Source organism: Massilia sp. Root133 (assembly GCF_001426525.1).
Lineage (GTDB): Bacteria > Pseudomonadota > Gammaproteobacteria > Burkholderiales > Burkholderiaceae_D > Telluria > Telluria orientalis.
The window spans coordinates 120171-146477 of record NZ_LMEW01000008.1 but is presented as its reverse complement, the minus strand read 5'-3'; the positions used below and the strand labels follow the sequence as shown (position 1 = coordinate 146477).

Sequence of the window (26307 nt, the reverse complement as noted above, 5' to 3'; positions counted from 1 at the left end):
TCCACTATTCTCCTCCAAGAAAATAGTTTGAAGCCCGCTAACAGCGGGCTTTTTTTTTAGCGTCACGCGACGTGACCAGCCCCATCCGAAAACGTTCCGGCACAAACCGGCGCACTCTTGAGATGTGTCATGGTCCTTTCACATTGTGTCTTTATACTGAGTTCATCTGCATACACGCAACCGATATGCGTGATCGCAGAAGGTGTGCCGCTCGCGGCACACCGCACCGGATTCTGCGTCTCTTGGCCCGATCTTGGGTTGTGCCCGTCCTCCGTTGGCGGGCATTTTTTTTTGTTCCGTATCCTTGTTGTTGTGTTCGCCACGCACTGCACAATTCTTTTGTTGTCGTACTTGAACCATCTCAGGTTTCCGCTATGATGAAATTCGCGCCTCGCGATTTTTCCAGTCGCGTGGGGACAAGACTATTCCAAGGAGCCGGTCCAATGACTTTACCTGTACCTGAGACGATGTCGCCACCCCAGCAGGACCCCGAACCATCGCGCCGCCGCCATGCGGAACCGGAAGACTGTCTGGTTCTCAGCGAGCTCAATCCGCGCATGGTCATCGACCACCTCGACGATGAAGGGCAACCTCTTGACGTACTGACTTTCGGCAGCGTCCGGGAGATTTGTCCGAAATGCCAGAGCGGCCACCTGAAACTGGTCCTGCGCCAATCCTCGGTGCGCGTGGCCCACCTGTTCTGCGCCGACTGCGCCAGCTGTTTCGACGCCCACTACCCGAACGGCGCGCCCGCCCTCACGATCTGAGGCCTGTACACGTGTCATGTGCACGTGCACAACGAGCATGGTAAGGTGAGCGTTTTTTTTCGAGCTGCCTTGCCATGACGATGCCTCTATTCACCTTCCTGCAGAATCCGCGCGTGCGCCTGCTGTGCCTTGCAGGAGCCGTCCTGGTGTACGTGACCATCATTACGGTCGGTAACGTTCCAGGCGCCCGCGCCGACATCGCTGCCTACGCACCGGGAGCGGTCCTGCACTCGATCGCCTATGCCGTGCTGGCCGCGCTGTGGTTCAGCGGCAGCCGCGGCACGCCGCTCGCACGCGCCTGCAAGGCCGTGCTGGCGGTCGCGGCGATGGGCGCGGGCGACGAGTACGTACAGAGTTTCTTTCCCTACCGCGGCGCCAGCGTGCGCGACTGGGCCGTCGACGTCAGCGCCGCCATCGTGGCGGGCAGCGTGATGGCCCTGCTGGCAGCGCGCGCCACGGTCGACGCCGGACGCTGAGCCGGCGCGCCACGACTTTGACGTGGCTCATGTTCAACGACAGGCAGTTTGAACGCCGATACCGAACACGCCTCTTACCAAAGTGGCACGCGGCATCGTCACTCATCTAACCTGACACTATCCCATCAGAAGGAGTTGATCATGAAGCAAAAACACCAGAGCGTCTTCCTGGCGGGCTTGCTGGCGCTGGCAGTCGGGCTGTCCGCGTGCAGTTCCTGGCGCGGCGGCATGGGCAGCAGCGGCAGCAGCGGCGGCGCCGGCGAGACAGGCAGCAGCGGCACGGCCACAGGCACGTCGACCAGCGGCGGCATGTCGGGCACCGGCGGCGGCACCGGATCGCAAGGATCGGGCAGCTGGGGTGGCGGCAGCGGTTCCTCCGGCTCCTCCGGTTCGTCCGGTTCCTCCGGCAGCGCCGGCGCCGCGGGCAGCTCGAGCGGGTACGACACGTCCGGCTCGCAAGGCACTTCCGGCATGATGCAGGACCAGGGCGCCACCACCGGCAGCGGCATGACCGGCGGCAGCCAGAGCAGCTACGGCGCGTCGGGCGGCGGCACGTCCGCGTCCAGCATGAGCCCGAACGCCACCGTCGCCGCCATCGAAGTCATGCCCCGGTCGAGCAGCGCCGCCACCGAAGGCGATACCAGCGCCAGCGCCGCCATGGGCAGCAGCTCCGGCGGCACGACGGGTTCCTCGCCCGACCGCGTCTACCGCGTCACCCTGCGCATGGACGATGGCAGCACGCAGGTCGTGACCCAGCAGACGACGCCGGATTTCCGCACCGGCGACCGGGTCAGCCTGTCCGGCGGCGCCATACAACACTAAGCAGCACCAGGCGGGCGGGCGCCTATTCCGAACTGGCTTTCTGCGCCCGCGCGCGCTTGGCATGCACGATGTCGGCGCCGCGCTTGCCGGCCAGCAGGGCGTGGTCGGAATTGTAGTATTCCCACTCGCTGTAGCGGCCGACGAGCGTGATGTCGTACTGCTTCAGCCATGCCTTGCACGTCTCGACGTTGCGGGCACGCGCGTGGTCGTACAGCACGTAGGCATATGGCATGTCGACCTGGTTCGCGGCGACGATCGTGTCGCCGTCCCGGATCATGCCGACCTTGCGGCAATCCTCGATGGCACGCGCGACCAGCGCCTCGCCGTCGACTGGCAGCGGTTTATACGGTGAGTACGATATCTCGCAGGTGAAACCGAAGCCGCCCGGCGGATTGCAGCCGGGGCTCGCATTGCCTTGCACGAAGATGCGGTGGAAGATCGTGTCTTCCGGATAGTAGATCCAGTGCTTGTCGGTGGCGACGCGGTCGATGCCGATGTTCACGCAGCGGATCGACACATGGCGCAGCCCCTTCGCCGCCGCCCTCACCTCTTCCGGCGCCTCGTTGCCGATCGCCTTGACCAGCTCCGGCAGCGGCATCGTGGAAATCAGGTCGTCGTAGCGGAAGCGGCGCCCGTCGCGCAGGGCGACGATGTGCTCGCGCGGCAGCACTTGCACGACGTCGGCATTCAGTTCGATCTTGCCCTTGATATGCGGCAGGAAGCCATTCATCAATGCCTGGAAGCCGCCCTTCAGCGGATAGCCGAAACGGGCGTTCGGGCCCAGCGGCTTCGGCGACGGTTCCAGCGCGCCCTGGATGATCTCTTCCAGGTTCGGCAGCGGCACGCGGCCGCCCAGCCACGACGTCTCCATCTCGGACAGCGGCACGGTCCAGATCTTGCGGTTGTACGGGATCGCGAAGTGTTTCGCTATGCCCTTGCCCCACACCTTGTAGATGAACTGTTCGAAGTTCTTCACTTCGCCTTTCACCGAGCGATCGGTGTTGCACACGTCCGTCGTGCCGTCGGCGCAGCAGTCGTCGACGGCTTGCGCGGCCGCCGTCCTGCTCTCCGCGCTTTCGTAGCGGGCGTCGATGGCGCCCATGATGCACTCCGTGACGACCTTCGGCGGCAGGCCGTACAGCGCGCCCTGGAACGGGTAGCGGGTGTAGACGCCCTTGCTGTAGATCCAGGCTTCGCGGTTCTGCCAGTGCACGTTATCGCCCAGCAGCACCTCGTACATCTTGAGGACGTAGGGGTCGTTCGAGAACATGATGTGGCCCGCGTGATCGAACGTGAAGCCGTTGTCCTCGATGGAGCGGCACCAGCCGCCGACGGATTCGTTGCGGTCCAGCAGCAAGGTATCGGCGCCGAGGTGGTACGCGGCCGACAGGCCCGTCGGCCCGCCGCCGATGACGACCGTACCCACGTGCGGCTCGTGCGCGCGCAGCGGGTTCACTTTCGATCCGCGCAAGGACGCGGCGGCCGGATCGTTGGCCGCATCCAGGCTGCGCGGCGTGGCACGCCGGTCCGTGTGCGGCGGGGCCGTGTCGATCAGCTCGCGCATGCGCGCGGCCGTGTTGTCCCACGACGTGGCGGCGACGACGGTCTGCATCGCGTCGACCATGTGGCGGCGCTGTTCCGGTGTCTGCGCGAGCGCCGCTTCGCAGGCCGCGACGAATTCGTCGGCGGTGGACGCAATGGCGACCACGTGGCCGTACGGATTGGCCACGTCGGCGATCGGCGTGCTGACGATCGGCAGTTGGGCCGCCATGTATTCGAGCACCTTGGTGGGGCTGATGAACCTGGTCGCCTCGTTGATGGCGAACGGCATCAGGCACACGTCCCAGCCGGCCAGCAGGTCGGGTAACGCCGCGTACGGCTGCTGGCCGAGGTAGTGGATGTTGGGGCGGCGTGGAAGACGCTCCGGATCGATCTTGACGACCGGTCCGGCCAGCACAATCTGCCACTCGGGGTGCGCGTCGGCGACGACGCCGGCGAGGTCCGGGTCGAAGCGCTCGTCCAGCACGCCGTAGAAGCCGAGGCGCGGGTGCGGGATGGCGTCCTGCTGAGCATGCGCGCGCGTGCGGTCCAGCGCCTGCTGGAAGTGCACGACGTCGACGCTGCTGGAAAAGCAGTGCACGTTCGGGTGGCGGTGGCGCTTGGCCTCGTACAGGCTGGGGCCGCCGGCGAACACGAGGTCGGCGATGGAGAGCAGCGCGCTTTCACGCTGCAGCAATTGTTTGGGAGGATTGCGGAACGAGGCCAGTTCATCCATGCAGTCGTACACGACGAGCGCGGGCCGCAGCGATTGCAGCAGCGGCAGGGCCATCGGCGTGTAGAACCACGCGACGACCTCCTCACCTGGCGGTGCCAGCTGCGCGACCATGGGCTGGAGCAGCCGCAGCTGGTCGTCGTGGAAACCGTTGGCGTGGATCGGGGTGTGGGCGCGGCACACGGTCACGTTCGGCGCGGGGCTGGATCGCTCCATGAACGGGGCGCCGTCATCGTACACCGGTTCCTCGACGAACAGGACCGGGTAATGCTGTGCCAGGCGCGACAGCAAATGCTGCGGCCGCTGGAACACGAAATCCCAGCGCAGGTGGCTGAAAACGACGATCGTGGACATGATGGCTCCTTCTCGCCCGCGCGGGGCGTTCAATTGATCGGTGGCGTGGGCCGACCGACCGCGCCGCGGCGGCGAACGCTCTGCACGCGGCACGGACGAGCGAACCCGTCCACAGCGCGGTCAAGGGTGAGCTAGTCAACCGTGGCCGCGCTGCGATGGGGCGGGCGCCCAAAGGGTGCCGTGCTCGCGTCGGGGTTCGGAGCGCGCCGGGCGGCGCTTGCGTCAGCCCGGCTTGTCCCCCTCCTCTTCCACGTCCTTGGGTTCGAGGGTAATGTTGCGCGTCGCCGCGCTGATCAACTCGAACGGCAGCTTGGGTGTACGGTCCGCATTGAGCAGGCCGTTCGCTTCCTGGAACGTGTCGGCGAACTGGGTATAGCAGAAACCGCTGAACATGAAGGTCTCGTTGACCACCTTCAGCAGATCTCGGTACAGCGCGTGATAACTCTCGGCCGTATGGGCACGGGTATAGCCCCACGTGCCGTCCTCGGGCGTCGCGTTCGGATCGAATGCGATGCCGCCGAATTCGGTAAGCACGATGGGCTGGCCGCGGTGCGGGAAGCCGTCCAAAGTAAGGATGCGTCCGCCGGGGCGGCGCTGGTCGAACAGCGTACGCACGGGGTCGGAGACCTCGTAGCGCGCCTTCACCTTGTCCGGATTGCAGTCGTAGTCATGAATGCCCAGGATGTCGGTGGCCGAGGCTTCCCAGCCGTCGTTACCGATCACCGGGCGGGTCGCGTCGAGGGTGCGCGTCAGGTGGTACAGCGCCTCGACCGCATTGCGGTGCGCCTGGGTCAGCGTCAGGTTCGGCACGCCCCAGGATTCGTTGAACGGCACCCACACGATGATGCACGGGTGGCTGTAGTCGCGCTCGATCGCTTCCGTCCATTCCTTGACGATGCGCGTGATCGCGCGCGGCGAGAACCGGTAGGCCGATGGCATCTCTTCCCACACGAGCAGGCCCAGCTTGTCGGCCCAGTACAGGTAGCGCGGGTCTTCGATCTTCTGGTGCTTGCGCACGCCGTTGAAGCCCATCAGCTTGGCCAGTTCGACGTCGCGTTTCAAATGCTCGTCGGACGGCGCCGTCAGGAAGGACTCGGTCCAGTAGCCCTGGTCCAGCACGAGGCGCAGCGGATACGGGCGGCCGTTCAGCAGCAGGCGGTCGCGGTTGATGTGGAACGCGCGCAGCGCCGTGTACGACCTGACCGTGTCGACCACCTTGTCGCCGCAGCGCAGGATCACCTCCGCGTCCAGCAACGTGGGCCGCTCGGGGCTCCACAGCAGCTCGTTGCGGGAATCGTCGATGCCGGGGTCGGACAGCGCGATCTTGCGGTTCGCCTCGCCCTGGAGCAGCTTGTAGTTGTCGTCCGCGAGCAGCTGTTCGCCGTGCCAGATCTTGACCTCGACGAACATGTCTTCCTGGATGTCGCCACCGGCAAATACTTCGCAGCCGATCTCGAACGTTTCGAAGATCGGCGTCCAGCGCAGCGAACGGATGAAGGTGCGCGCCACCTTCTCGATCCACACGGTCTGCCAGATGCCGGTCGTGCGCGGATACCAGATCGAGTGCGGTTCCAGCAGCCAGTCCTGCTTGCCGCGCGGCTTGGCGAGGTCGGCCGGATCATCCTCGACGAACACGGTCACGATCTGCCTGCCGTTGCCGTTCAGCGCGGACGTGATGTCGGCACTGAACGGCGTGTGGCCGCCTTCGTGCTCGGCCACGAGCTGGCCGTTGACCCACACGCGGGCAAAATAATCGACGGCGCCGAAGTGCAGGATGACGCGCTCCTCGGACGGCATCAGCTCGAAGTCGCGCTCGTACCAGCAGAAGCGGTGGAAGCCGGTGTCCTGGATGCCGGACATCTCCGTCTCGGGCGCGAACGGCACGTTGATCTCGTGGGTCCAGCCGGTGACGCCGGCCGGCATCTTGTTGACCAGCTCATCGTCGAAACGGAAGCGCCATTTACCGTTCAGGTTGATCCAATTGTCGCGGACCAGCTGCGGGCGGGGATACTCAAACTGGCTCATTGTTTTCCTTTCCTTGGGTCGGGACCGGGATCAGGATACGACCCCGACGTCCTGCTTTGTTGTAGGTGGAGAGTGCAGTTTCCGCTGCCTGTCTTGCTTGGCCTGCCCGGCACAACGCGACGGTCGCGCCGCCGAATCCCGCGCCGGTCAGGCGTGCTCCGAGCACGCCCGGGGCGGCGCGCAACGCGGCCACCAGCTGGTCGAGCTCGGGAATCGAAACTTCGTAGTCGGCGCGCAGGCTCTCGTGCGACGCGTTCATCAGTTCGCCGAAGCGTTCGGCCGACACGCCCTTCGCCGCTTCGAGCACGCGCAGGTCTTCCAGCACGACGTGGCGCGCGCGCCGGCGCAGCGGCTCGGGCAGCGACTCCACGGCCGCCGGATCGGTCACGTCGCGCAGCGCCTTCACGCCCAGCTTGCGCGATGCCTCTTCGCATTCGGCGCGGCGTTCGTTGTACTTGCTGGCCGCGAGCGTGCGCGGCACGCCGGAGTCGACGACGATCAGCTCCGCGCCTTCCGGCAGCGGCACGAGGTGATGTTCCAGCGTGCGCGCATCGATGAACAGCATGCTCCGTTCGTCGCACAGGCTGGCCGCCATCTGGTCCATGATGCCGCAGTTGACGCGGGCGAATTCGATCTCCGCGCGCTGCGCGATCTGCGCGAGTTTCACGTCGTCGAGGGAGAACCCGAGCAGGTTGCGCATGGCGCGCAGCATCGCCACTTCGAGCGCCGCCGACGACGACAGGCCCGAGCCGACGGGCAGGGTCGTGGTCACGAACACGCGCAGCGGCGGCACGGTGACGCCCGTCGCTTCCACGAGGCGGATGCAGCCTTCGATATAGCTGCCGAAGCCCTGCGGCGCACTGCCCCCTTGCGCCGCGAACGTGACGTTGCCGTCCAGCGTGCCGGAGTACAGGTGGTGCTGGTCGTCGTGGCTGCGCGCGAGGGCGATCTCGGTGCGCTGCGGCGTCGCCACGGGCAGCATGTAGCCGTCGTTGTAGTCCGTGTGCTCGCCCAGCAGGTTGACGCGGCCGGGGGCCGACGCGAACGCTTCCGGAGCGCCGCCGAAGAAGGTCTCGGGATTGTTCATGTCATGTCACCTCCAGCCAGACGGGCCGCGCACGGCCCTGGATTGTCGTCGCCGGCCAGTCGGGATCCAGCGTCAGGTTGTCCAGCCCATGCGCGCCGAGCAGGAACGTGTCTTCCACCAAGGCATAGCCAAAGCGGCCGGTGAAGCTGGGGTTGAACGCGAACGCCATGCCCGTCTCGATACCGGTCGCGGTGCTCGGGCTCGCGACGATCTCGCGCGCCTGGTAGCCCGTGATGCCGCCCTGGTGATGCTCGCGGATGGCCTCCGGCCGGTTCACGTGGCGGTACGCGGCCTCCAGCGCGTGATAGACGGCCGCCAGCGACTGGCCCGGACGCACGGCGTCGAGCCCCGTCGCCTCGACCTGCAGCAGGTCGGCCTGCGCATTGCGCTCGTCGTCAGAGAGCGGAGTGAATGCGACGCCGCGCGACAGGTTCGCCACGAGGCCATGACGACGCGCGCAGAACACGAGCATCGCGCGTGCGCCCAGCGGCTCGTCCGTCGGCACGGGATGGCGGAACAACGGCAACCGGCGCGCACCCGCGGCCAGGACGAGCGCGGGCTGGATCCCGCGCCGCCACAACGCTTGTGCGCCAGCCGCCGCGAGTTCGAGTTCGGTCCATCCGGGCCGCGCGGCACGGAGTGTCTCCGCCATCGCACGCGCGGCGTCGCGCCCGAGCGCACGGTAGCGTTCCTGTTCGGCCGGCAGCAGCACCATGCGGCGCAGGCGCAGGCTCGCGGGCAGCGGCTGTTCAGCATGACCGTTGCCATGGCGAGGATGGTCGGACAGCACGACGCCGCCATTCGCCGCGCCCAGCACATAGGTGTCGCGCAGCTCCGTCTCGGCCCACGGCGCGATGTGGAACGTAAAGCCCGGCGGCACCTGTTCCACGCGCAGGCGCTCGGCGTCGATGGCGTCCGTCAGGATCACGGCGTCGTCGCGCGTGACGAGCACCTCGGCCACGCCGCATTCGGCAGCCAGCAGCACGGACGAATCTCCGCCCGCCGTCGCCCACGCGAACCAGTCGGTGCCGCGCAGCCGGATCGCCTGCGCGCCCGCCTCCGCCAGCGCGGCACGCAGCAGCGCCAGTTTGTCGGCCACTTCCGCCGCGCGGCTCATGCTTCAGCCTCCAGCCGCACCTCGACCTGCTGCAATTCGTACGCCGTGGTCTCGGGCAGCACGTCCATCGCGAACATGCCGGCGCCGATCTCGGTGCCGGCCAGGTATTTCAACCGGTCGCGCGTGCGGTACGGCGGATAGAACTGGCAGTGCAGCTGCGTCTCGGGGTGATCCGCGCCATCCGTCGGCGCCTGGTACCACGTCATCAGGTACGGGAACGGGCGCTCCCACAGCGTGTCGAACTTGAGCAGCACCGTCTTCAGCGCGCGCGCCAGGCTCGTACGCTGCGCGGGGCTCAAGGCCGCGAAATCCTTGCATGGCGCGGTCGGCATCACCCACACCTCGTACGGATAGCGCGCGCAGGCCGGCACGAAGGCGATCGCCTCGTCGTCGCGGTACACGACGCGCTTCTCGTCCGCCGCCTCGTCGCGCGCCATGTCGCACAACAGGCTGGTGCCGTGCTGCAGGTAATACTCGCGTTCCTGCGCGAGCTGGCGCGCGGGCACGGGCGGGATGAACGGGTACGCGTAGATCTGGCCGTGCGGGTGGTGCAAGGTCACGCCCACTTCGGCGCCGCGGTTCTCGAACGGCAGCACGTACTGGATGTGGTGCTGGCCCTTGAGGCGTTGCGTGCGGTCGCCCCACACTTCCAGCAGCAGTTCGATGCGCGCCAGCGGCAGCCGGCCCAGCGCCGATTGTGGATCCTGCGTGAACACGACGACCTCGCATTTGCCGTTGGCGGGCGCGGTCGGCACGGTGAGCGTCGGCGGCTCGTGCGCGTCCAGCGCCAGCGACGGGAAGCGGTTGTCGAACACGGCGATCTCGTAGTCGCCGGCCGGCATCTCGGTCGGGTGTTCGGGATCGCGCGTGGGGGCCAGCGGGTTGTACTGCGGGGGCGGTTGATACGTGCGGTTCTGGCGGAACGCGGCATACGTGACCCATTCGCCGCGCAGCGGATGCCAGCGCAGGTGCGGGTTGGCGTGTTGCGGCTCGGCGAAGGGACTGGTCGCGACGATGCCGTCCGGAATGGGCCGGCTGCTGTACAACGTCAGTTGTCTTCCGTCAGGTTTGATCAGTTCTTGGCTGTGCATGGCATCGGCAGGTCAGGCATTGCTAGGTCAGGTCCGATCCTATCATGGCGTTTTCACCACATTTTCTCGGGGCCACCTCTAGCTTTTCCGACAATCAACTGGGCGTAGAAGGGCCGATCGGGCGGCCGTGGCCCTGCCTGCTGTCTCTCCTAGGGAAACGGGTAGGTAGTCCCTATGAAGACCATGCTCATGTAGGCCTAAACCTACAAAATTTTTGGAAGGATTTACACATTTTGGCGAGAAACCGGCCTACATGACTGCCGGGCGCCCAACATCGTGAAGCGCCCCCGGAAGCGAGCCCGGCGGCGCTGGATCGTGACGTTTATTTCGCGAGCTCGGCAAGCACGGCCGTGTACATCTGCAGGTTCAGCAGAAGCTGCTTCGTGGTAATGAACTCATGCTCCGAATGGCCCGTGTAGACCGTGCCCGGCATCGCCGGGCCGAAGCTGACGGCGTGCGGGAACAGGCGCGAATTCGTGCCGCCGCCGATCGCGACCGGCTTCGGCGCCTTGGTGCCCGTGAAGTATGCGAACGTCTTCATCAGCACCGGCAGTTGCGGCGCATCCTTCTGCACCCACGGGTCGCCGATCTGCATGTTCACCTTCGCCAGCTGCACGTGCGCGCCCTGCCACTGCGCGAGCGCGGCATTGATCTCGTTGGTCAGCTGTTCCGCGGTCTTGCCTTGCGGGCGGCGGATGTTGATCGCCATTTCGATGGCGCCGCCGTCCTGCTGGCGGATCACGGTCGGCGCGAACGTCATCGGGCCCATGAAGGCGTCGCGGTAGGCGATGCTGCCGAACTTCTCGCCGTAATAGCCCGTGCCCACCATCTCGTTGAGGAAGTTCACCAGGCTGCCTGCCGTCGTGTCCGGCCACGCCTGCACGGCGAGCGCGTCGGCCAGCATGCTGATGGCGTTGACGCCGTCTTCCGGTTTCGACGAGTGCGCCGACAGGCCCTTCGCGACGACGAGCAGGTCGCCGTCCTGGCGCTCGAACTGGTAGTGCATGCCCGTCTGCTTGCCGGCGCGCGCGCGGATCTGCGCTTCCAGTGCCGGCGTCGCGTTGGCGATCGTGGCCTGCGCATCTTCCGGAATCTGGCTGCCGAAGAAGCCGCCCTTGAATGCCTTGACGAACGGGCTACCTGCCGGCGGTGCGGCCGTGGTGGCCGGCATCGTCACGGCCAGCGTGCCGTAGCCCTTCTCCGCCGTCACGGCCGGATACTCCGCGTCGAGCGTGATGTTCATCTGCGGCAGCGTGTGCGTCTTGATGAAGGCTTCGAGCGGCGCCCAATCCGATTCCTCGGCCATGTAGACGTACAGTTCGATGCGCCTGGACAGCGGCACCTGCAGGTCCTTCAGCGACTTCATCGCATACAGCGCGGTGGCGATCGGGCCCTTGTCGTCCTCGGCGCCGCGCGCCAGCAGGCGGCCCGGTTCGCTCGTGCGGTCCAGCTCGAACGGCGACTTCTTCCACTTGCTCGCGTCGACGGGCTGCACGTCGCCATGCGCGACGAGACCCACACGCTCAGCGCCCTTGCCCAGGCCGACGATGGCCACGCAGCCGTAGTCCGCGTAGTCCAGGCCGAGGCGCATCGCCTCCTGTTTCAGGGTGTCCTTGAACGCCTGGTGGCGCGGGTTGCGGTCGCACGGGATGTCCTTGTCCGCGACCGTGTTGTAGCTGACCAGTTTGGCCAGGGTGTCGACGACGTCGTCGCGGTATGCCGTGACGGCATGTTTGGCCGCCTTGATCGCCATGTCGCCCGGCACCGCCTGGGCGGGTGCGCCCGTCGCGTTTGCTGCCCAGGCGAGGCTGATGGCCACGGCCAGGTTGCGTGCGCTGGTCTTCGTATGCATTGTCTCCATCTCCAGATTGAAAGGGGGAAACGAGCATAGCAGGGATGCGTAAAGATTGCTGGCGACTCCTCCCAGCGCGATCGGTTATCGTAGGCGCTGCACATTCCAACGAAGACGAATATGACGCACAAGATCATCCGGCGCGTGCACCCCGCGCTGCGCGACGACATCGGCGACCTCATCACCCAGCGCCCCGTGCCGGGTCCGCATCTCGACCAGGTCGATCCCTTCCTGTTCCTCAACCATCACGGCCCGCAGGTCTATCCGCCGCATAACCGCGGCCTGCCGTTCGGCCCGCATCCGCACCGCGGCTTCGAGACGGTGACATTCATCCTCGACGGCCTGCTCGCGCACCGCGACAGCGCCGGCCATGAAAGCGTGATCGGGCCCGGCGGCGTGCAATGGATGACGGCCGGCCGCGGCATCGTGCATGCGGAAGTGTCGCCACGCGACTTCATGGAACGCGGCGGGCCGCTCGAGATCCTGCAATTGTGGGTCAACCTGCCGCCCGCGCTGAAGATGACGGCGCCCCGCTACATCGGGCTGCAGCGCGATGAGATACCCGTCGTGGACAAGGGCGATGGCGTGCGCGTGCACCTCGTGTCGGGCACGTATGGCGGCGTGACGGGGCCGATCGCATCGCTGACGGACGTGTCGCTGTGCACGGTGGAGATGAAGGCAGGTGCGCGCCTGCACGTGGATGGGCTACTCGACCGCAACGTGTTCCTGTACGTCGTGCGCGGCGTGATCCAGGGGGTGCCGGAAACGGTCAGCGCAATGCACCTTGCGGAGTTCGATGCGGAGGGCGATGAACTGGACATCCTGGCCGACCACGACAGCGTGCTGCTGCTCGGTCACGCCTTTCCGATCGGCGAACCCGTCGTGGCGCACGGGCCGTTCGTGATGAACACGCGCGCAGAAATCCAGCAGGCGATCATCGATTACCAGGCCGGGCGCTTCGGCGCGGCGATCTGAGCCGCTGTCGACCTGCGCCGGCCCGGTCCGCATCGGCCAGGCCGGCCGTGTTCGACGCCGCGCATCAGCGCGCGGCCTGGTTGACGACGACCTCGTCGGCGAACGGCACCTGGTTGAAGGCGATCTCGGCACCCGTGTCGCGCGTGACGAATTTCTTCGGAGCGACCGGCACCATTTCCTCGCGCTTGCCGTCCAGGTCGACGAAAAGCTTGTTCATCCGGTTGGTGACCGTGATCGTGCGGCCGTCGGTGAGGCGGAACGAACCGCGCATATGTTCGGCTTCATCCTGGGTCAGGCGGTAGGCGGTGTGCGTCGACGACGACATCATGACGGCGCTGGCGGTGGCCGAGGACGGCGCGACGGACGGGTCGGCGAACGCGCCCAGGGACAGGGTGGCGGCGGCGGTGAAGACCAGGGCTTGTACGATACGCATGATTGCTCCGAGATTAATTTTCGATATGTATTACGGACCATGAGCACGATTTCAAAAGAATCGTCGGATGCTCCAGCGGTCCACCGTTTTTCATATCGCCGCGTCGTTAATGTGCGGCGAGTGATGACAGTGTAGGAACGGCGGCTCGAGGCGTCATCGGGGAGACGCCAAAGCGTCGAAATGGAGGGATGAACTGTCGAAAAACCGGCCCGAAATGCTGTGGATGCATATAGTTTCCGGCATCGTTCCGGGCCGCTTTTGCGCTCCCTGGGCGGCCGGAATCCGTTACAGTGTCGGCTTCGAACAGCCCATCCGGACGAAGGAGCGAACCGATGCATCCAGTGCCTTTGGTCGCCACCACGCGTGGCTATCCGCCCGACGGCGCGCTTGCCGGCGGCTACGCGGTCGAGAACATCCATTACGGTTCGATCGCCGTCGTCGACGTGGCCGGCCGCCTGCTGTGGTCGGCGGGCGATCCCGACTTCATGACCTTCACCCGTTCCGCGCTGAAGCCGTTCCAGGCCCTGCCTTTCGTGCTCGACGACGGCCCCGCGCGCTTCGGTCTTACGCGTGCCGAGCTGGCCCTGCTGTGCGCCAGCCACTCGGGCGAAGAAAAGCACCTGGTGGGCGTGACGTCCATCCTCGACAAGATCGGCCTGGACGAAAGCCACCTCGCCTGCGGCTGCGCGGCGCCGCTGTACTACGACGCCGCCGGCCTGCCCGTGCCGGCCGAACGGCGCTGGCGCACGGTCCACCACAATTGCTCGGGCAAGCACAGCGGCTTTCTCGCCTGGTGCCGCCTGCACGGCGCGCCGACCGAAGGCTACGTCGATCCGGCGCACCCGCTGCAGCGCGCGATCCGCGCCACGCTCGCCGACTGCGTGCAGATGACGGAAGACACGCTCCCGATGGGCATCGACGGCTGCTCGGCACCGAACTACGCGATGCCGCTGGCGCGCCTCGCGCACCTGTACGCGCGCCTCGCGCAAGGCAGCGCGGACGCACGCCTCGGCGCCGCGCTGGGAGACCTGTTCGACGCGATGACGGCGCATCCGGACATGGTGTCGGGCGACGCGCGCACCGACCTCGCGTGGATGCAGGCCGGCGGCGGCGACTGGGTCGCGAAGATCGGCGCGGACGCGGTGCAGGCCATCGGCATCCGCTCGGCCGGCATCGGCATCGCGATCAAGGTGGCGGATGGCGCCGTGCGCGCGCTGCATCCCGCCACGTTCGCCGTGCTCGATCAACTGGGCCTGCTGGACGACACGCGCCGCAAGCATCTCGAGCAATACCGCGCACCGCCCATCAAGAACGCGCGCGGCGTCGTGGCGGGCGACATCCACGCCGTCTTCACTTTGGACAAACCGGGGTCAGAGCCCGATTTTGGGCAATTGATTAAAAACGGGCTCTGACCCCGGTGTTGTCACTTGCGCAGTTCGGTTGCTCGGCATAAAATCGATAGGTTTCTATCTATTTTGTGGCTAATGATGAGCAAACTACCTGAGTCGGTCGAGGAGCGCTTCTCGGCGGCCCTGCACACGAGCGCGCGGCTGTGGCGGCTCGCGCTGGACAAGCGCCTCAAGCACCTGGGCATCGGCCAGTCCGGCTGGATGACGATCGCGATGATCGCCAAGTCGGGCGCGCCGATGTCGCAGCGGGCACTCGCCGACCTGGTCGGCGTCGAGGGGCCGTCGATGGTGTCGATGCTGGACCGCCTGGAGCGCGACGGCTTCGTCACGCGCGCCCCCTCGCCCACCGACCGTCGCGTCAAACTCGTGCACCTGACCGACACCGGCAAGACCGTCTACGCCGAAGTGCTCGCGGAAGCCTCGCCGTTCCGCGCCGACCTGCTGGCCGGCCTCGACCCGCAGGCGCTGGCCGCCGCGACCGTCCTGCTGGAAACCCTCAGGAAGCGCCTCGAGGACGGCCTGTGACGACAGCGGCGCCCATCAACCGCACCATGATCACGATCTCGATCATGCTGGCGACGATCATCCAGGCGCTGGACGGCACCATCGCCAACGTGGCGCTGCCGCACATGCAGGGATCGCTGTCGGCGTCGCAGGACCAGATCACCTGGGTGCTGACGTCGTTCATCGTGGCCGCCGCCATCGCGACGCCGCTGAACGGCTGGCTCGTCGACCGTTTCGGCCTGAAGAAGGTGTTCCTCGTCTCCGTCGCCGGCTTCACGCTCGCCTCGGTGCTGTGCGGGATCTCGGCGACGCTGACGGAAATCGTCATCGCACGCATGCTGCAGGGGGTGTTCGGCGCCGCGCTCGTGCCGTTGTCGCAGTCCGTCCTCCTCGACATCAACCCACGCGAAAAGCACGGCTCCGCGATGGCCGTGTGGGGCATGGGCGTGATGATCGGGCCGATTCTCGGGCCGACGCTGGGCGGCTGGCTGACGGACAGCTACAGCTGGCGCTGGGTCTTCTTCATCAACGTGCCGATCGGCGCGCTGGCCTTCTGGGGCATCTGGCGCTACATCCACGCGGCCGATCCGGCCCGGCGCGTCCGCTTCGACACGTTCGGCTTCGTCACCTTGTCCATCGCCATCGGCGCGCTGCAGATGCTGCTGGACCGCGGCGAACAGAACGACTGGTTCGCGTCGACCGAGACATGGGTCGAACTGATTTTGACGACGCTCGCGTTTTCCTATTTCATCGGCCACACGCTGACGCGCCCCGCCGGCCAGTCGTTCGTCGATTTCCGCCTGCTGAAGAACGCGAACTACGTCACCGGCCTGCTGCTGATCTTCATCGTCGGCATGGTGCTGTTCGCGACGCGCGCGCTGATGCCGACGATGCTGCAAGGCCTGATGGGCTATCCGGCCAAGCTGGCGGGCCTCGTGACGGCGCCGTCGGGCCTCGGCACGATGGCCGCGATGATGATCGTCGGACGCCTCACGGGCAAGGTCGATTTCCGGCTGCTGCTGGGCTTCGGCTTCGCCATCACCGCGTTCTCGCTGTGGCAGATGACGCATTACACGCTCGTGCTGTCGCAGTCCGACATCGTGTGGCCCGGCGTGATCCAGGGCGTCGGGCTGGGCCTCGTGTTCGTGCCGCTGTCGGCCGCCACATTCGCGACCCTCTCGCCGCAGATGCGCGCGGAAGGCACGGCGCTGTACAGCCTCGTACGCAACATCGGCTCGTCGATCGGCATCGCCCTCGTGCAGGCGCTCCTCGTGCGCAACACGCAGATCGCGCACGCATCGCTGGCCACGCAGGTCACTGCGGCGAATCCCGCCGTGCACGATCCGACGAGCCTCTACGACATGGCCACGCAAGCCGGCCCTGCCCTCATCAACAACGAGATCACGCGCCAGGCGTCGATGATCGCCTACGTCGACGACTACTGGCTGATGATGCTGCTGACCATGGCCGTGATCCCGATGCTGCTGCTGATCCGTCCACCGAAGGCGGCCGCCGCGCCGGCGCAGGTGGACCATGCTGCCCTCGAATAACCAACAAGACGACACCGTGCGACATTTCAAACTCATCCCCATCGCGGCCGCCGCGCTGGCCCTGCTGTCCGGCTGCATCAGCGTCCCGCCGGACGCGAACAAGGCACCGGGCCCGGACTTCGCCAAGGCCCAGCATGCGCCGGCGATCCAGCTGCCCGCCGCCGCCTGGCCCGCCGAGCAATGGTGGCTCGACTACCACGACCCGCAGTTGAACGCGCTCGTGGCCCGCGCCCTGCGCGACAACCCGACGCTCGCCGTCGCCGCCGCGCGCGTGGCCAGCGCCCGCGCCGCGTTCGGCGCGGAAGTGGCCAACGAAGGCGGCAAGGTCGACCTGGCGTCTGGCCTGAACCGCCAGCGCTATTCGTCGAACGGCTTCTTCCCGCCGCCGATCGGCGGGGCGTGGTTCAACGACGCCAGCGTGTCCCTGCGCGCCAGCTACGACGTCGACTGGTGGGGCAAGCACCGCGCCCTCATCGCCGCCGCGCTGGGCGAGACGAATGCGGCCGCCGCGGAAAGCGCGCAGGCGCGCCAGGTGCTGGCGGCGTCGGTCGTGCAAAGCTATCTGCGCCTGCAGATGCTGTGGGCGCGCCAGGACAATACGAACGCCCTTATCGCCGTGCAGCGCGACGTCATCGCCGGCCGCAAGGCGCGCATGGCCCACGGGCTCGTGAGTCTCGACAGCCTGCAAAGCGCGGAGCAGGACCTCGCCGGCCTGCAGGAACAGGCCGCGCGCTACGACACGGACGCCGCGCGCGAACGCGAAGGCCTGCGCGCGCTGATCGGCGGTGACGCCGCCGCATTGACCGATCTCGCCCGCTTCCAGCCGGCACCGGCAATCGACGCCGTCCCGCGCGAGCTGGGCATGGAGCTGCTGGCGCGCCGGCCCGATTTGCAGGCCGCGCGCTGGCGCGTCGAGGCGCAGCTGGGCCGCGTGGCCGCCAGCGAAGCCGCGTTCCGGCCCGACATCAATCTCGCCGCGGCGATCGGCCTCGATGCGACGTCGCTCGGCAAGCTGCTGCGCTACCCGAGCCGCACGCCGCTGATCGGCGCGACGCTGGACCTCCCGCTATTCGACAGCGGCCGCCTGCACGCCCGGCTGGGCCAGGCGCGCAGCAGCCGCGACGAATTGCTGGCCGAGTACAACGAGGCCGTGCTGAACGCGGTGCGCGACGTCGCGCGCGAAGCGGCCACCCTGCAAGGCATCGCGAAGGAGACGGCAGCACACGCCGCGACCATTGACGCGAGCCGCAAGCTGGCTGCGAACGCCGAGGCGCGCATGCAGCGCGGCCTCGCCGACCGTGCCGCCGTGCTGCAGGCGCGGCTGGCCGTGCTGCGCCAGCGCGACGTCGACCTGCAGCTGACGGATGCCCGCCTGCAGACGCAGGTCGCCCTCGTGAAGGCGCTCGGCGGCGGTTATCACACCCTCTCGAATACCAGATAAAACCATGAGCACCCAAGCACCCACCAACAACAAGCGCCGCGTCGTCCTGGCCGGCATCACCGCCGCCTTCCTCGTCGCCGGCGCGGCCTATGCGGCCTATTACGCCCTGGTCCTGTCGAAACGCGTCGAGACGGACAACGCCTACGTCGGCGGCAACCTCGTGAACGTGTCGTCGCAGGTGACGGGCAGCGTCGTCGAGATCCGCGCCGACGAGACCCAGCTCGTGCAGGCGGGCACGGAGATCGTCCGCCTCGATCCGTCCGACGCCGAGGTCGCGCTGGCCCAGGCCGAGGCGCGGCTGGGCACCGCCGTGCGCCAGCAGCGCGAGCGCTACACGAACGTGGCGCAGTACGAGGCCCTCGTCGACCAGCGCCGCGTGGAACTGAAGGCGAAGCAGGAAGACCTGGCACGGCGCGCGCCGCTCGCAGCGGACAACATCGTCTCCGGCGAGGACGTGGCGCACGCCCGCCGCGCCGTCGACGATGCGCAGGCGGCACTGATGGTCGCGCAGAAGCAGCTGGCGGCCGCGCGCGTGACGGTGGCGGGCGTCTCCCCGGCCGAGCACCCGAACGTGCTGGCCGCGAAGGCGGATTACCTGTCCGCCTGGCTCGCCGCCCGCCGCAACGCGATCGTCGCGCCGGTGTCGGGCTATGTCGCCAAGCGCAGCGTGCAGGTCGGCAGCCGCATCGCGCCGGGCGCGCCGCTGCTGTCGATCGTGCCGCTGGACCAGCTGTGGGTCGACGCCAATTTCAAGGAATCGGAATTGCGCGACATCCGCGTGGGCCAGGCGGCCACCATCGATGCCGACATCTACGGCAGCAAAGTCGTCTACCACGGCAAGGTCGTGGGCCTCGGTGCGGGCACGGGCAGCGCGTTCTCGCTGCTGCCGGCGCAGAACGCGACGGGCAACTGGATCAAGGTCGTGCAGCGGGTGCCGGTGCGCATCTCGCTCGATCCGAAGGAACTCGCGGCGCACCCGCTGCGCGTGGGCCTGTCGGCCACGGTCGACGTGGACATCAGCCAGAAAGGCGGCAGCGCGCTGGGCACGGTGGCCGCGCCGGCGCCCGCGTATGCAACCACGGTATTGAACCAGCCGTTGCAGCAGGCGCAGGTCGCGACGGACGCGATCGTCGCAAAAAACATGACGAACTGATTCAGTCCGGCGGCCGCGCCTCGAGGATCCCGACGAGTTCGCGCAACGCCGCCGGCGCCGCGTCGAGGTGGAAGCGCACCTGCCTGCCGTCGAGCGTCAGCGTGTACGTGAAATCCCACGGCTGCGGCCGCGGTTTCAGCAGGGTCGCCGGCAGCGGCGCCGCATCCAGCCCCTGCACGAGCGCGCGCACGCGCGCGCCCTCCGCCGCGGGGAGGCGGTCGACGTCGACGCTGCGCGTCTGCGCGCCCGCCGGTCCCGTGAAGCCGCCTACGGAATGCAGCGACAAGCGCATCACACGACGCCCACTTCGTGCCACGCGCCCTGCACGGCCGCGGCCTCGCCCGATCCCGCACCGTGGCGCAGTTCGGCCGCCTTGACGGTGGCCTGGGCGGCGTCCGCGAACGTCGCGTCGGGATGCAGGAGCGACAGCGCCTGGTACCAGATCGGCGCGGCCTTGTCCCAGCTATGCCCGCCCAGCTTCATCGCCGCCAGGTAGAACGCGTGATTCGGGATGCCGGAATTCGTGTGCACGTCCCCACCTTCGACATACCCCCTCATCGTGCCCGGCTGGTCGTCGCCCGACCACGTCAGCTTCGCATTCCCCGGATCGGCCATCGAGCGCAACGCCTTGCCGACGGCGGGTGTCATGATGCCCGCGCCGATCAGCCAGTCGGCCTTCCTGACCGTCTGCTTCGCATGCCATTGCTTGACGACGGCGCCGAACACGTCGGACATCGATTCGTTCAGCGCACCGCTCTGCCCATCGTAGACGAGACCTCCGCCCGGCACGGTGTACTGCGTGACGCCGTGCGTCAGCTCGTGCGCGATCACGTCGAGCGCGTGCGTGAAGCCGGTGAACAGCTTGCCGTCGCCATCGCCGTACACCATCTGGCGGCCGTTCCAGAATGCGTTATTGAAGCGCTTGCTGTAATGGACGCTCGAATCGATGCCCATGCCGCGGCCGTCGATGGAATTGCGTTTCAGGATCTGCTGGTAGAAGTCGTAGGTGGTGCCGGCGCCGTCGAACGCCTCGTTGACGGCGGTGTCGGTCACGGGCGCCGCCGTCTCCGTGCGTACGAGCTTGCCGGGGAGGCGGGTGCCGTGGTGCGCGTCGTACACGGTGCGATGCCTGACGCCGGGCGCCACCAGCAGGCCCGGCGCGGCGAGGCCGCTGGCGGCGCGCTGGCCGCGCAGGAAAGCCGAGCGTTCCAGTTGCTCCAGCAGCCGCTGGCGTTCCGCTCCGTCCGCCTGGATGGCCAGCTTGCGCAACATGGACGACGGGATGATGAAACAGGGGCACGCGGGCGTGTGGATGTGCATATTGCCTCCATGCGGATTGCGCTTGCCTGAAGAGCGTAATCCACACGGCCGCGCTGCGGCGCACAGTACCCGCGGTGCGTCAGCCGGGTTCGACCGGCGTCAGCGCGCGCCCGCTGCGGAACCAGCTGCGCACGTTGTCGAGCATGAGCTGCGCCATCGCCGCGCGCGTCTCGTGCGTGGCGCTGCCCAGGTGCGGCGTCAGCAGCACGTTGTCCAGCTTGAAGAAGCGCGGGTCGATGTCCGGCTCGTTGTCGAACACGTCCAGCGCCGCGCCGGCGATGGTGCCCTGCTCCAGCGCCGCCAGCAACGCCGCCTCGTCGACGAGCGTGCCGCGCGCCACGTTCACGAGGTAGCCATTCGGTCCGAGCGCGTGCAGCACGCGCGCATCGATCAGGTGCTGCGTGTCGGCCCCGCCGGGCGCCACGACGATGAGGATGTCGGAATCGCGCGCGAGCGCGGCCAGGTCGGGCTCGTAGCGCCACGCCAGTTGCTGGTCCGTGCGGCCGTGGTAGGCGAGCGCCACCCCGAACGTCTCCAGCCGGCGCGCGATCTCCTTGCCGATGCGCCCCATGCCGACTATCCCCACGTGCTTGCCCGCGAGGCTCGTCGCCAGCGCGAAGTTCGCGTTCTTCCAGGCGCCTGCGCGCACGTAGCGGTCGGCCTGCGGCAGGCGGCGCAGCAATGCCAGCAGGGAGCCGATGCACAGCTCCGCCACGGCCGCGTTCAGCACGTCCGGCGTGTTGGCGACGACGATGCCCCGTTCGGCCGCCAGCGCGCGCGGAATCAGGTCGTAGCCGACGCCGCACGTGGCGATGATTTCCAGCGCCGGCAGGCGCCGCACCACATCCTCCGGCACCTCCTGGTTGCTGCGCGTGAGGATGGCGCCGACCTCGATCGCCAGGCCGGGCTCGCGTTCGAGATCCGCCAGGCCGACGCAGCGGAATTCGGCGTCGATCCGGGCCTGGATCTCGGGCGCGAAGCCTCCGATCTGCAGGACCGTCTTCCGCATTACTCTCATTCTGCCGCGCCGATCTCGAGTTCGAACGAAGTCACGCCGTCGACGCCGCCGCGCACCTTGTCGCCCGGGTTCAGCGCGTCCACGCCGGCCGGCGTGCCCGTGTAGATCAGGTCACCCGGCGCCAGCGCGACGAGGCGCGACAGGGCCGCGATCACGTCGGGGATCGGCCAGATCATTTCGTTCAGGTTGCCCTCCTGCTTCAGCTGGCCGTTCACTTCGAGCCAGATGCGCGCCGCCGAGGGGTGGCCGGTGCGCTCGACGGGGATCAGCGGGCTGCACGGCGCAGAGGCGTCGAAGCCTTTCGCCATGTCCCACGGGCGGCCGTCCTTCTTGGCGACGGCCTGCAGGTCGCGCCGCGTCAGGTCCAGGCCCACGCCATAGCCCCACACGAGGTCCAGCGCCTGTTCCGGCGCGATGTTCGTGCCGCCGCCTTTCAGTGCGACGACCAGTTCGACTTCGTGATGCAGCTCGCGCGTGGAGGACGGGTACGGCACGGTGCCGCTGGCCGACACGACGGCATCCGCCGGCTTGGTGAAGAAGAACGGCGGTTCGCGGTTCGGATCGGAACCCATCTCGCGCGCGTGGGCCGCGTAGTTGCGGCCAACGCAGAACACGCGGCGCAGCGGGAAAACCTGGTCGGAGCCGGCCACGGCGAGAGCCGGGACGGCGGGAGGCGTAATGACGAAGCCAGTCATGCGTATCCTTGTAAAGACAATGTCGGCGCATCGGCCCAAGGCCTGATGCACCGGACAGCCTATCACAATCGCAAGCTGGACGAAGAAGCAATAACGGTCAGAACTCTTCCCAGTCGCTCTCGGCGCCCACCTTCGCGGCAGTGGACTGCGGACGGGCCGGCGCCTTCGCAACCGGCTTGCTCAACCGCGGTGCGGGCGCGGGAGTCATCGCATGCGTCGGCGCTGCCGCCGGCGCGCCGCCGTCGAGCCGGAACACGGCCACGGCCTCCGCCAGGCGCGCGGCCTGGTCCTGCATCGCCTGCGACGCGGCGGCCGCCTGCTCGACGAGGGCCGCGTTCTGCTGGGTCACGTCGTCCATCTGCGTGATGGCCTGGTTGATCTGCTCGATGCCGGCGCTCTGCTCCTGGCTCGCGGCCGTGATCTCCGTGAGGATGTCGGCCACGCGGCGCACGCTGTCGACGATCTCGCCCATCGTGCTGCCCGCCTCGCGCACGAGCGAGCTGCCCGTGTCGACCTTGCTGGTGGAGTCGTCGATCAGCGCCTTGATCTCCCTGGCGGCGGCGGCCGAGCGCTGCGCCAGGTTGCGCACCTCGCCCGCCACGACGGCGAAGCCGCGGCCCTGCTCGCCGGCGCGCGCCGCTTCCACGGCCGCGTTCAGCGCGAGGATGTTGGTCTGGAACGCGATGCCGTCGATGACGCCGATGATGTCGACGATGCGGCTGGACGACGTGTGGATCTGCGTCATCGTGTCGACGACCTGCTCGATCACGTCGCCGCCCTTGGCCGCGACCGTCGATGCCGTCGCGGCCAGCGTGTTGGCCTGGCGCGCGTTGTCGGCGTTCTGCTTCACGGTCGACGTCAGTTCTTCCATCGACGACGCCGTCTCTTCCAACGCGCTGGCCTGCTGCTCGGTGCGCGCCGACAGGTCGCGGTTGCCGGCCGCCACTTCGCCGGACGCGAGCGCGATGGCATCGGTGCCGCCGCGCACGGTGCCGACGGTGGCCACCAGGTTCTCGTTCATGCGCTTCAGGGTGCCCAGCAGCTGGCCCACTTCGCAGGTGCTGTCGACGTCCACGCGCGTCGTCAGGTCGCCGCCGGCGACCGCGGTCGCCACGTCCAGCGCACGGCGCAGCGGCCGCGTGATCGAGGCGCTGATCCACCAGGCCAGCGCGCAGGCGATGGCCAGCATGACGGCGCCCAGCACGATCATCAGGGTGCGCGTGTTCGCGTACATGGTCTGCGCTTCCTTGGCCGTGTCGTGGGCGAGGCCGGCCTGGACCTGGATCTGCGCGCCGATCACGGCCTTGTAGTCCGCCAGGATGGGACGCAGCTTCGTCTTCAGGTAGGCGCGCGCGCCCGCGTCGTCGCCGCTCTCGATCAGGCGGATCAGGTCGATCTGCCCCTGCGTGTACTTCGCATTGAGTTCGACTTCCTGCGCCAGCAAGGTGCGCGACCTGGGCGCGCGCAGCAGGCCGTCGAGCTGCACGAGCAGGCTGTCGAGGTCCTTGCGCATGGCGGTGATGCTGGCAACCTGCTTCGCGCGGTCGTCGGCGCTGTCGTCCAGCATCATGTTGCGCAGCGCGATGGCGATGTCGTTCACGTCGCTGAGCATGCGCGCCGTCAGTTCCATGCGCGGCAGCCGCTTGTTGACGATCTCGTCGGTGCCGTCATTGACCCGGCCCAGCATGATCGTGCCCTGCCCGACCATGAAGACCAGCGCCACGCACAGGAAGCCAAAGCCCAGCGCGAGGCGCGTACCAATTTTTAAATTTCGAATGTTCATCGTTCTCTCTTTCCGCACGGATGTCCCGTTTTGCCGGTTTCCCACACACCGAGAAATGTTACGGTGTGGAAAGAGTCGAGTCGATGTCGAGATGTTAAATCAGGGCAATATATTTAAATGATGAAGTTTGCACGCAACACTTTAGTGCAAGCTCAATAAATTTCCTTGGCCGCGGCCCGCACGGCACGCAGCAGCAGGTCGGCGCCCGGCGACAGCAAATGGTCCTGGTGACGGATGATGCCGAACGCATCCATCTTGCACGGAATCTCGATGGGCAGGATGCGCATCACGTTCAGCGACGCATAGTATTGCGCCACCTCGATCGGCATCACGTGCAGCGAATCCGTCTGCTGCAGCAGCGCCGTGATCATCAGCATCGCCGTCGTGTCGACGACGTTCGCGGGCGGTTCCAGGCCGGCGCGGCGGAACATCATGTCGAAGCGGTAGCGCAGGATACTGCCGTGCGGCGGCACGATCCACGGCAGCGGCGCGATGTCCTGCAAGGTGAGGTTCTTGCGCTCCAGCAGCGGATGGCCGGGGCGCACGACCGCGCAGGCCGGTTCCTCCGTCAGCTCTTCGTAGATCAGGCCGGAGGTGTCGCCGGTGTCGAAGATGCGGCCGATCATGAAGTCCAGCGTGCCATGCTGCAGCTTGTCCAGCAGCAGGTTACTGGTTTCCAGCTGCACGCCGATGCGCAGCAGCGGGGCCTCTTCCTTGACGCGGGCGATGGCGCGCGGCAGGAGCGCCATCGCGGGCGTCATGATCACGCCAACCTCGACCTGGCCCGTGAGGCCGGCCTTCAGCGTGACGATGTCGTCGTGCGCCAGCGCCAGGCTCGTCAGGGCCATGCGCGCGTGGCGGATCATCGTTTCGCCGTAGATCGTCGGCTCCATCCCGCGCGGCAGGCGTTCGAACAGCTTGACGTCCAGCATCTCCTCCAGATCCTTGATCTGCTTGGAGGCGGCCGGCTGCGTCATGTGCAGTTCGTCGGCCGCGCGGTGGATGTTGCGGTAGTCGTCCAGCGCGATCAACAGCAGCAGTTGACGCGTCTTGAGGCGGGCCTTGAGAAACCAGTTCGGATTGGTCGTGTCCATCAGACAATCATATCATTATCGATATCGGTTTTACGCAGATTGGCGCGCAACTTTTATCGCTTGCACGCTGCCGACGGATTGGCGGCAGGACCTTGCTCAGTCTGCGGTACGGGCAGGATCTTGCCGTTCGGACCGTAGTGCAATTCCTCGATGGCGACCGAGCGTCGGTAATCGCCACCGGTCGGCAGCTTGCCGTTGTGATAAATGATGTAGGACTTGCCGTTGAAGTCGATGATCGCGTGGTGGATCGTGCCGACGTTCGTGTTCTTTTCCATGATCACGCCGCCATACGACCATGGCCCGGTGGCCGTCGGCCCCGTCATGTACACGGTCTCTTCCGGCCACTTGCGCGAATACGACAGGTAGTACTTGCCGGCGTGCTTGTGCAGGTAGGACGCTTCCGTGAACTGGTCCAGGCCCACCGTGTGGATCGGGCCGTCCAGTTCCGTCATGTTGGCTTTCAGCTTCGCGTACTTCATGACGGTATTGCCCCAGTACAGATAGGCCTGGCCATCGTCGTCGACGAAGATCGCCGGGTCGATGTCGTCCCAGCTGATTTCCGTCTCGTGCGTCATGTCGTTCGTGATCAGGGCCGTGCCGCGCGCGTCGACGAACGGGCCCGTCGGGCTGTCCGACACGGCCACGCCGATCGCCTTGCCGGGGATCGTCTTGTGCTCGACCGTCACGTACAGGTAGTACTTGCCGTTGCGCTTGGTGACGTCGCTGGCCCAGGCGTCCCTGGCGGCCCATTTGAACGTGGAAAACGGCACGCCGGCCGGGTGCTCGGTCCAGTGCTGCATGTCGCAGCTGGAGAACACCTTCCACTCGTTCATCACGTAATCCTTGCCGCCGACCGGGGCTTCGTCGTGGCCCACGTACAGGTAGACGCGGCCGTTGTCGACGAGGGCCGCGGGGTCCGCGGTGAAGATCCTGCTGGTGAGGGGGTTGGCGGCACCGGCGAGTGCCGTCGTCGCGAGCAGCGTCGCGGCGATCAGGGGCTTGAGCATGTAGTCTCCAGTTTTTATGTTTATTCGGTGGGCAATAAGCCCCCGTCGCCCCCGCCGAGGCG

Annotated in this window: 23 protein-coding genes; 9 read left to right on the top strand and 14 right to left on the bottom strand. The window is 67.2% G+C overall.

Annotated elements, in window-relative coordinates; translation table 11 throughout:
- Window positions 1-443: 443 nt before the first annotated feature.
- The 3 genes from ASD28_RS30940 to ASD28_RS31735 all read left to right on the top strand — a co-directional run bounded on the left by ASD28_RS30940 (window position 444) and on the right by ASD28_RS31735 (window position 2065).
- Window positions 444-767, top strand: coding sequence for a hypothetical protein (locus ASD28_RS30940; protein WP_082577584.1), 324 nt, complete (start codon window positions 444-446; stop codon window positions 765-767).
- A 74-nt stretch (window positions 768-841) separates the two neighbouring features.
- Window positions 842-1243 carry a VanZ family protein gene (locus ASD28_RS08790; protein ID WP_229412275.1) on the top strand — a complete coding sequence of 134 codons (402 nt, stop codon included), beginning with the start codon at window positions 842-844 and terminating at the stop codon, window positions 1241-1243.
- 141 nt (window positions 1244-1384) lie between these two features.
- Complete coding sequence (locus ASD28_RS31735) at window positions 1385-2065, top strand: hypothetical protein (protein WP_156403955.1); 681 nt, start codon at window positions 1385-1387, stop codon at window positions 2063-2065.
- A 22-nt stretch (window positions 2066-2087) separates the two neighbouring features.
- Here ASD28_RS31735 and ASD28_RS08775 read toward each other — a convergent pair whose 3' ends face one another.
- From ASD28_RS08775 to ASD28_RS08750, 6 genes are all read right to left on the bottom strand, one after another.
- Window positions 2088-4691, bottom strand: coding sequence for an NAD(P)-binding protein (locus ASD28_RS08775; RefSeq protein ID WP_056126416.1), 2604 nt, complete (start codon window positions 4689-4691; stop codon window positions 2088-2090).
- Between the two features lie 222 nt (window positions 4692-4913).
- A complete protein-coding gene (locus tag ASD28_RS08770) occupies window positions 4914-6716 on the bottom strand; it encodes a glycoside hydrolase family 2 protein (protein ID WP_056126413.1) in 1803 nt (600 codons plus the stop codon).
- Window positions 6703-7803: a galactokinase gene (gene galK, locus ASD28_RS08765; RefSeq protein WP_056126411.1), complete on the bottom strand. Its 1101-nt coding sequence runs from the start codon at window positions 7801-7803 to the stop codon at window positions 6703-6705. Before galK ends, ASD28_RS08770 begins: the two co-directional genes overlap by 14 nt.
- A gap of 1 nt (window position 7804) precedes the next feature.
- Window positions 7805-8920 (bottom strand): Xaa-Pro peptidase family protein, encoded by a 1116-nt coding sequence (locus ASD28_RS08760; RefSeq protein WP_056126409.1) that lies wholly within the window; start codon window positions 8918-8920, stop codon window positions 7805-7807.
- Complete coding sequence (gene galT / locus ASD28_RS08755; protein WP_056126407.1) at window positions 8917-10011, bottom strand: galactose-1-phosphate uridylyltransferase; 1095 nt, start codon at window positions 10009-10011, stop codon at window positions 8917-8919. The genes ASD28_RS08760 and galT overlap by 4 nt, the downstream gene beginning before the upstream one ends.
- Window positions 10012-10333: 322 nt before the next feature.
- On the bottom strand, window positions 10334-11863 hold the full coding sequence (locus ASD28_RS08750) for a dipeptidase (protein WP_056126404.1): 1530 nt from the start codon (window positions 11861-11863) through the stop codon (window positions 10334-10336).
- Window positions 11864-11983: 120 nt separating this feature from the next.
- Between ASD28_RS08750 and ASD28_RS08745 the strand changes: the two genes are divergently transcribed.
- Complete coding sequence (locus ASD28_RS08745; RefSeq protein WP_056126402.1) at window positions 11984-12838, top strand: pirin family protein; 855 nt, start codon at window positions 11984-11986, stop codon at window positions 12836-12838.
- 64 nt (window positions 12839-12902) lie between these two features.
- Here the strand turns inward: ASD28_RS08745 and ASD28_RS08740 are convergent, their stop codons facing one another.
- The gene (locus ASD28_RS08740) at window positions 12903-13271 is read right to left on the bottom strand and encodes a hypothetical protein (RefSeq protein ID WP_056126400.1); all 369 of its coding nucleotides are present in this window, start codon (window positions 13269-13271) and stop codon (window positions 12903-12905) included.
- Between the two features lie 332 nt (window positions 13272-13603).
- Between ASD28_RS08740 and ASD28_RS08735 the strand changes: the two genes are divergently transcribed.
- The 5 genes from ASD28_RS08735 to ASD28_RS08715 all read left to right on the top strand — a co-directional run bounded on the left by ASD28_RS08735 (window position 13604) and on the right by ASD28_RS08715 (window position 19328).
- On the top strand, window positions 13604-14683 hold the full coding sequence (locus ASD28_RS08735; protein WP_056126397.1) for an asparaginase: 1080 nt from the start codon (window positions 13604-13606) through the stop codon (window positions 14681-14683).
- Between the two features lie 75 nt (window positions 14684-14758).
- Window positions 14759-15205, top strand: coding sequence for a MarR family winged helix-turn-helix transcriptional regulator (locus ASD28_RS08730; protein WP_056126467.1), 447 nt, complete (start codon window positions 14759-14761; stop codon window positions 15203-15205).
- A 26-nt stretch (window positions 15206-15231) separates the two neighbouring features.
- Entirely contained in the window at window positions 15232-16734 is a 1503-nt protein-coding gene (locus ASD28_RS08725; protein WP_056126465.1) for an MDR family MFS transporter, read from the top strand.
- A 16-nt stretch (window positions 16735-16750) separates the two neighbouring features.
- Window positions 16751-18175: an efflux transporter outer membrane subunit gene (locus tag ASD28_RS08720; RefSeq protein WP_162252927.1), complete on the top strand. Its 1425-nt coding sequence runs from the start codon at window positions 16751-16753 to the stop codon at window positions 18173-18175.
- Window positions 18176-18179: 4 nt separating this feature from the next.
- On the top strand, window positions 18180-19328 hold the full coding sequence (locus ASD28_RS08715) for an HlyD family efflux transporter periplasmic adaptor subunit (RefSeq protein WP_056126394.1): 1149 nt from the start codon (window positions 18180-18182) through the stop codon (window positions 19326-19328).
- A 1-nt stretch (window position 19329) separates the two neighbouring features.
- Here the strand turns inward: ASD28_RS08715 and ASD28_RS08710 are convergent, their stop codons facing one another.
- The 7 genes from ASD28_RS08710 to ASD28_RS08680 form a co-directional block, all read right to left on the bottom strand.
- Entirely contained in the window at window positions 19330-19620 is a 291-nt protein-coding gene (locus ASD28_RS08710; protein WP_056126393.1) for a protealysin inhibitor emfourin, read from the bottom strand.
- Entirely contained in the window at window positions 19620-20648 is a 1029-nt protein-coding gene (locus tag ASD28_RS08705) for a M4 family metallopeptidase (RefSeq protein WP_056126392.1), read from the bottom strand. The genes ASD28_RS08710 and ASD28_RS08705 overlap by 1 nt, the downstream gene beginning before the upstream one ends.
- A 79-nt stretch (window positions 20649-20727) precedes the next feature.
- Complete coding sequence (locus ASD28_RS08700; protein ID WP_229412276.1) at window positions 20728-21657, bottom strand: 2-hydroxyacid dehydrogenase; 930 nt, start codon at window positions 21655-21657, stop codon at window positions 20728-20730.
- Window positions 21658-21662: 5 nt separating this feature from the next.
- Window positions 21663-22361 (bottom strand): fumarylacetoacetate hydrolase family protein, encoded by a 699-nt coding sequence (locus tag ASD28_RS08695; RefSeq protein ID WP_056126388.1) that lies wholly within the window; start codon window positions 22359-22361, stop codon window positions 21663-21665.
- Between the two features lie 97 nt (window positions 22362-22458).
- Window positions 22459-24144, bottom strand: a complete 1686-nt coding sequence (locus ASD28_RS32705) for a methyl-accepting chemotaxis protein (protein WP_056126386.1) — start codon at window positions 24142-24144, stop codon at window positions 22459-22461.
- Between the two features lie 152 nt (window positions 24145-24296).
- Window positions 24297-25238 (bottom strand): LysR family transcriptional regulator, encoded by a 942-nt coding sequence (locus tag ASD28_RS08685; RefSeq protein WP_036238599.1) that lies wholly within the window; start codon window positions 25236-25238, stop codon window positions 24297-24299.
- Between the two features lie 53 nt (window positions 25239-25291).
- On the bottom strand, window positions 25292-26245 hold the full coding sequence (locus tag ASD28_RS08680; protein ID WP_056126384.1) for a glycoside hydrolase family 43 protein: 954 nt from the start codon (window positions 26243-26245) through the stop codon (window positions 25292-25294).
- Between the last annotated feature and the right edge of the window lie 62 nt (window positions 26246-26307).

Excerpts from the sequence above, each read along its gene's own strand:
- ASD28_RS08730 (WP_056126467.1), top strand. The coding sequence starts at position 14,759 with ATGAGCAAACTACCTGAGTCGGTCGAGGAGCGCTTCTCGGCGGCCCTG.
- ASD28_RS08725 (WP_056126465.1), top strand. The coding sequence starts at position 15,232 with ATGATCACGATCTCGATCATGCTGGCGACGATCATCCAGGCGCTGGAC.
- ASD28_RS08680 (WP_056126384.1), bottom strand. The coding sequence starts at position 26,245 with ATGCTCAAGCCCCTGATCGCCGCGACGCTGCTCGCGACGACGGCACTC.
- ASD28_RS08685 (WP_036238599.1), bottom strand. The coding sequence starts at position 25,238 with ATGGACACGACCAATCCGAACTGGTTTCTCAAGGCCCGCCTCAAGACG.
- galT (WP_056126407.1), bottom strand. The coding sequence starts at position 10,011 with ATGCACAGCCAAGAACTGATCAAACCTGACGGAAGACAACTGACGTTG.
- ASD28_RS08770 (WP_056126413.1), bottom strand. The coding sequence starts at position 6,716 with ATGAGCCAGTTTGAGTATCCCCGCCCGCAGCTGGTCCGCGACAATTGG.
- ASD28_RS08740 (WP_056126400.1), bottom strand. The coding sequence starts at position 13,271 with ATGCGTATCGTACAAGCCCTGGTCTTCACCGCCGCCGCCACCCTGTCC.
- ASD28_RS08715 (WP_056126394.1), top strand. The coding sequence starts at position 18,180 with ATGAGCACCCAAGCACCCACCAACAACAAGCGCCGCGTCGTCCTGGCC.
- ASD28_RS08750 (WP_056126404.1), bottom strand. The coding sequence starts at position 11,863 with ATGCATACGAAGACCAGCGCACGCAACCTGGCCGTGGCCATCAGCCTC.
- ASD28_RS08745 (WP_056126402.1), top strand. The coding sequence starts at position 11,984 with ATGACGCACAAGATCATCCGGCGCGTGCACCCCGCGCTGCGCGACGAC.
- ASD28_RS08710 (WP_056126393.1), bottom strand. The coding sequence starts at position 19,620 with ATGCGCTTGTCGCTGCATTCCGTAGGCGGCTTCACGGGACCGGCGGGC.
- ASD28_RS08790 (WP_229412275.1), top strand. The coding sequence starts at position 842 with ATGACGATGCCTCTATTCACCTTCCTGCAGAATCCGCGCGTGCGCCTG.
- ASD28_RS08705 (WP_056126392.1), bottom strand. The coding sequence starts at position 20,648 with ATGCACATCCACACGCCCGCGTGCCCCTGTTTCATCATCCCGTCGTCC.
- ASD28_RS08775 (WP_056126416.1), bottom strand. The coding sequence starts at position 4,691 with ATGTCCACGATCGTCGTTTTCAGCCACCTGCGCTGGGATTTCGTGTTC.
- ASD28_RS08735 (WP_056126397.1), top strand. The coding sequence starts at position 13,604 with ATGCATCCAGTGCCTTTGGTCGCCACCACGCGTGGCTATCCGCCCGAC.
- ASD28_RS08760 (WP_056126409.1), bottom strand. The coding sequence starts at position 8,920 with ATGAGCCGCGCGGCGGAAGTGGCCGACAAACTGGCGCTGCTGCGTGCC.
- galK (WP_056126411.1), bottom strand. The coding sequence starts at position 7,803 with ATGAACAATCCCGAGACCTTCTTCGGCGGCGCTCCGGAAGCGTTCGCG.
- ASD28_RS31735 (WP_156403955.1), top strand. The coding sequence starts at position 1,385 with ATGAAGCAAAAACACCAGAGCGTCTTCCTGGCGGGCTTGCTGGCGCTG.
- ASD28_RS30940 (WP_082577584.1), top strand. The coding sequence starts at position 444 with ATGACTTTACCTGTACCTGAGACGATGTCGCCACCCCAGCAGGACCCC.
- ASD28_RS32705 (WP_056126386.1), bottom strand. The coding sequence starts at position 24,144 with ATGAACATTCGAAATTTAAAAATTGGTACGCGCCTCGCGCTGGGCTTT.
- ASD28_RS08695 (WP_056126388.1), bottom strand. The coding sequence starts at position 22,361 with ATGACTGGCTTCGTCATTACGCCTCCCGCCGTCCCGGCTCTCGCCGTG.
- ASD28_RS08700 (WP_229412276.1), bottom strand. The coding sequence starts at position 21,657 with ATGCGGAAGACGGTCCTGCAGATCGGAGGCTTCGCGCCCGAGATCCAG.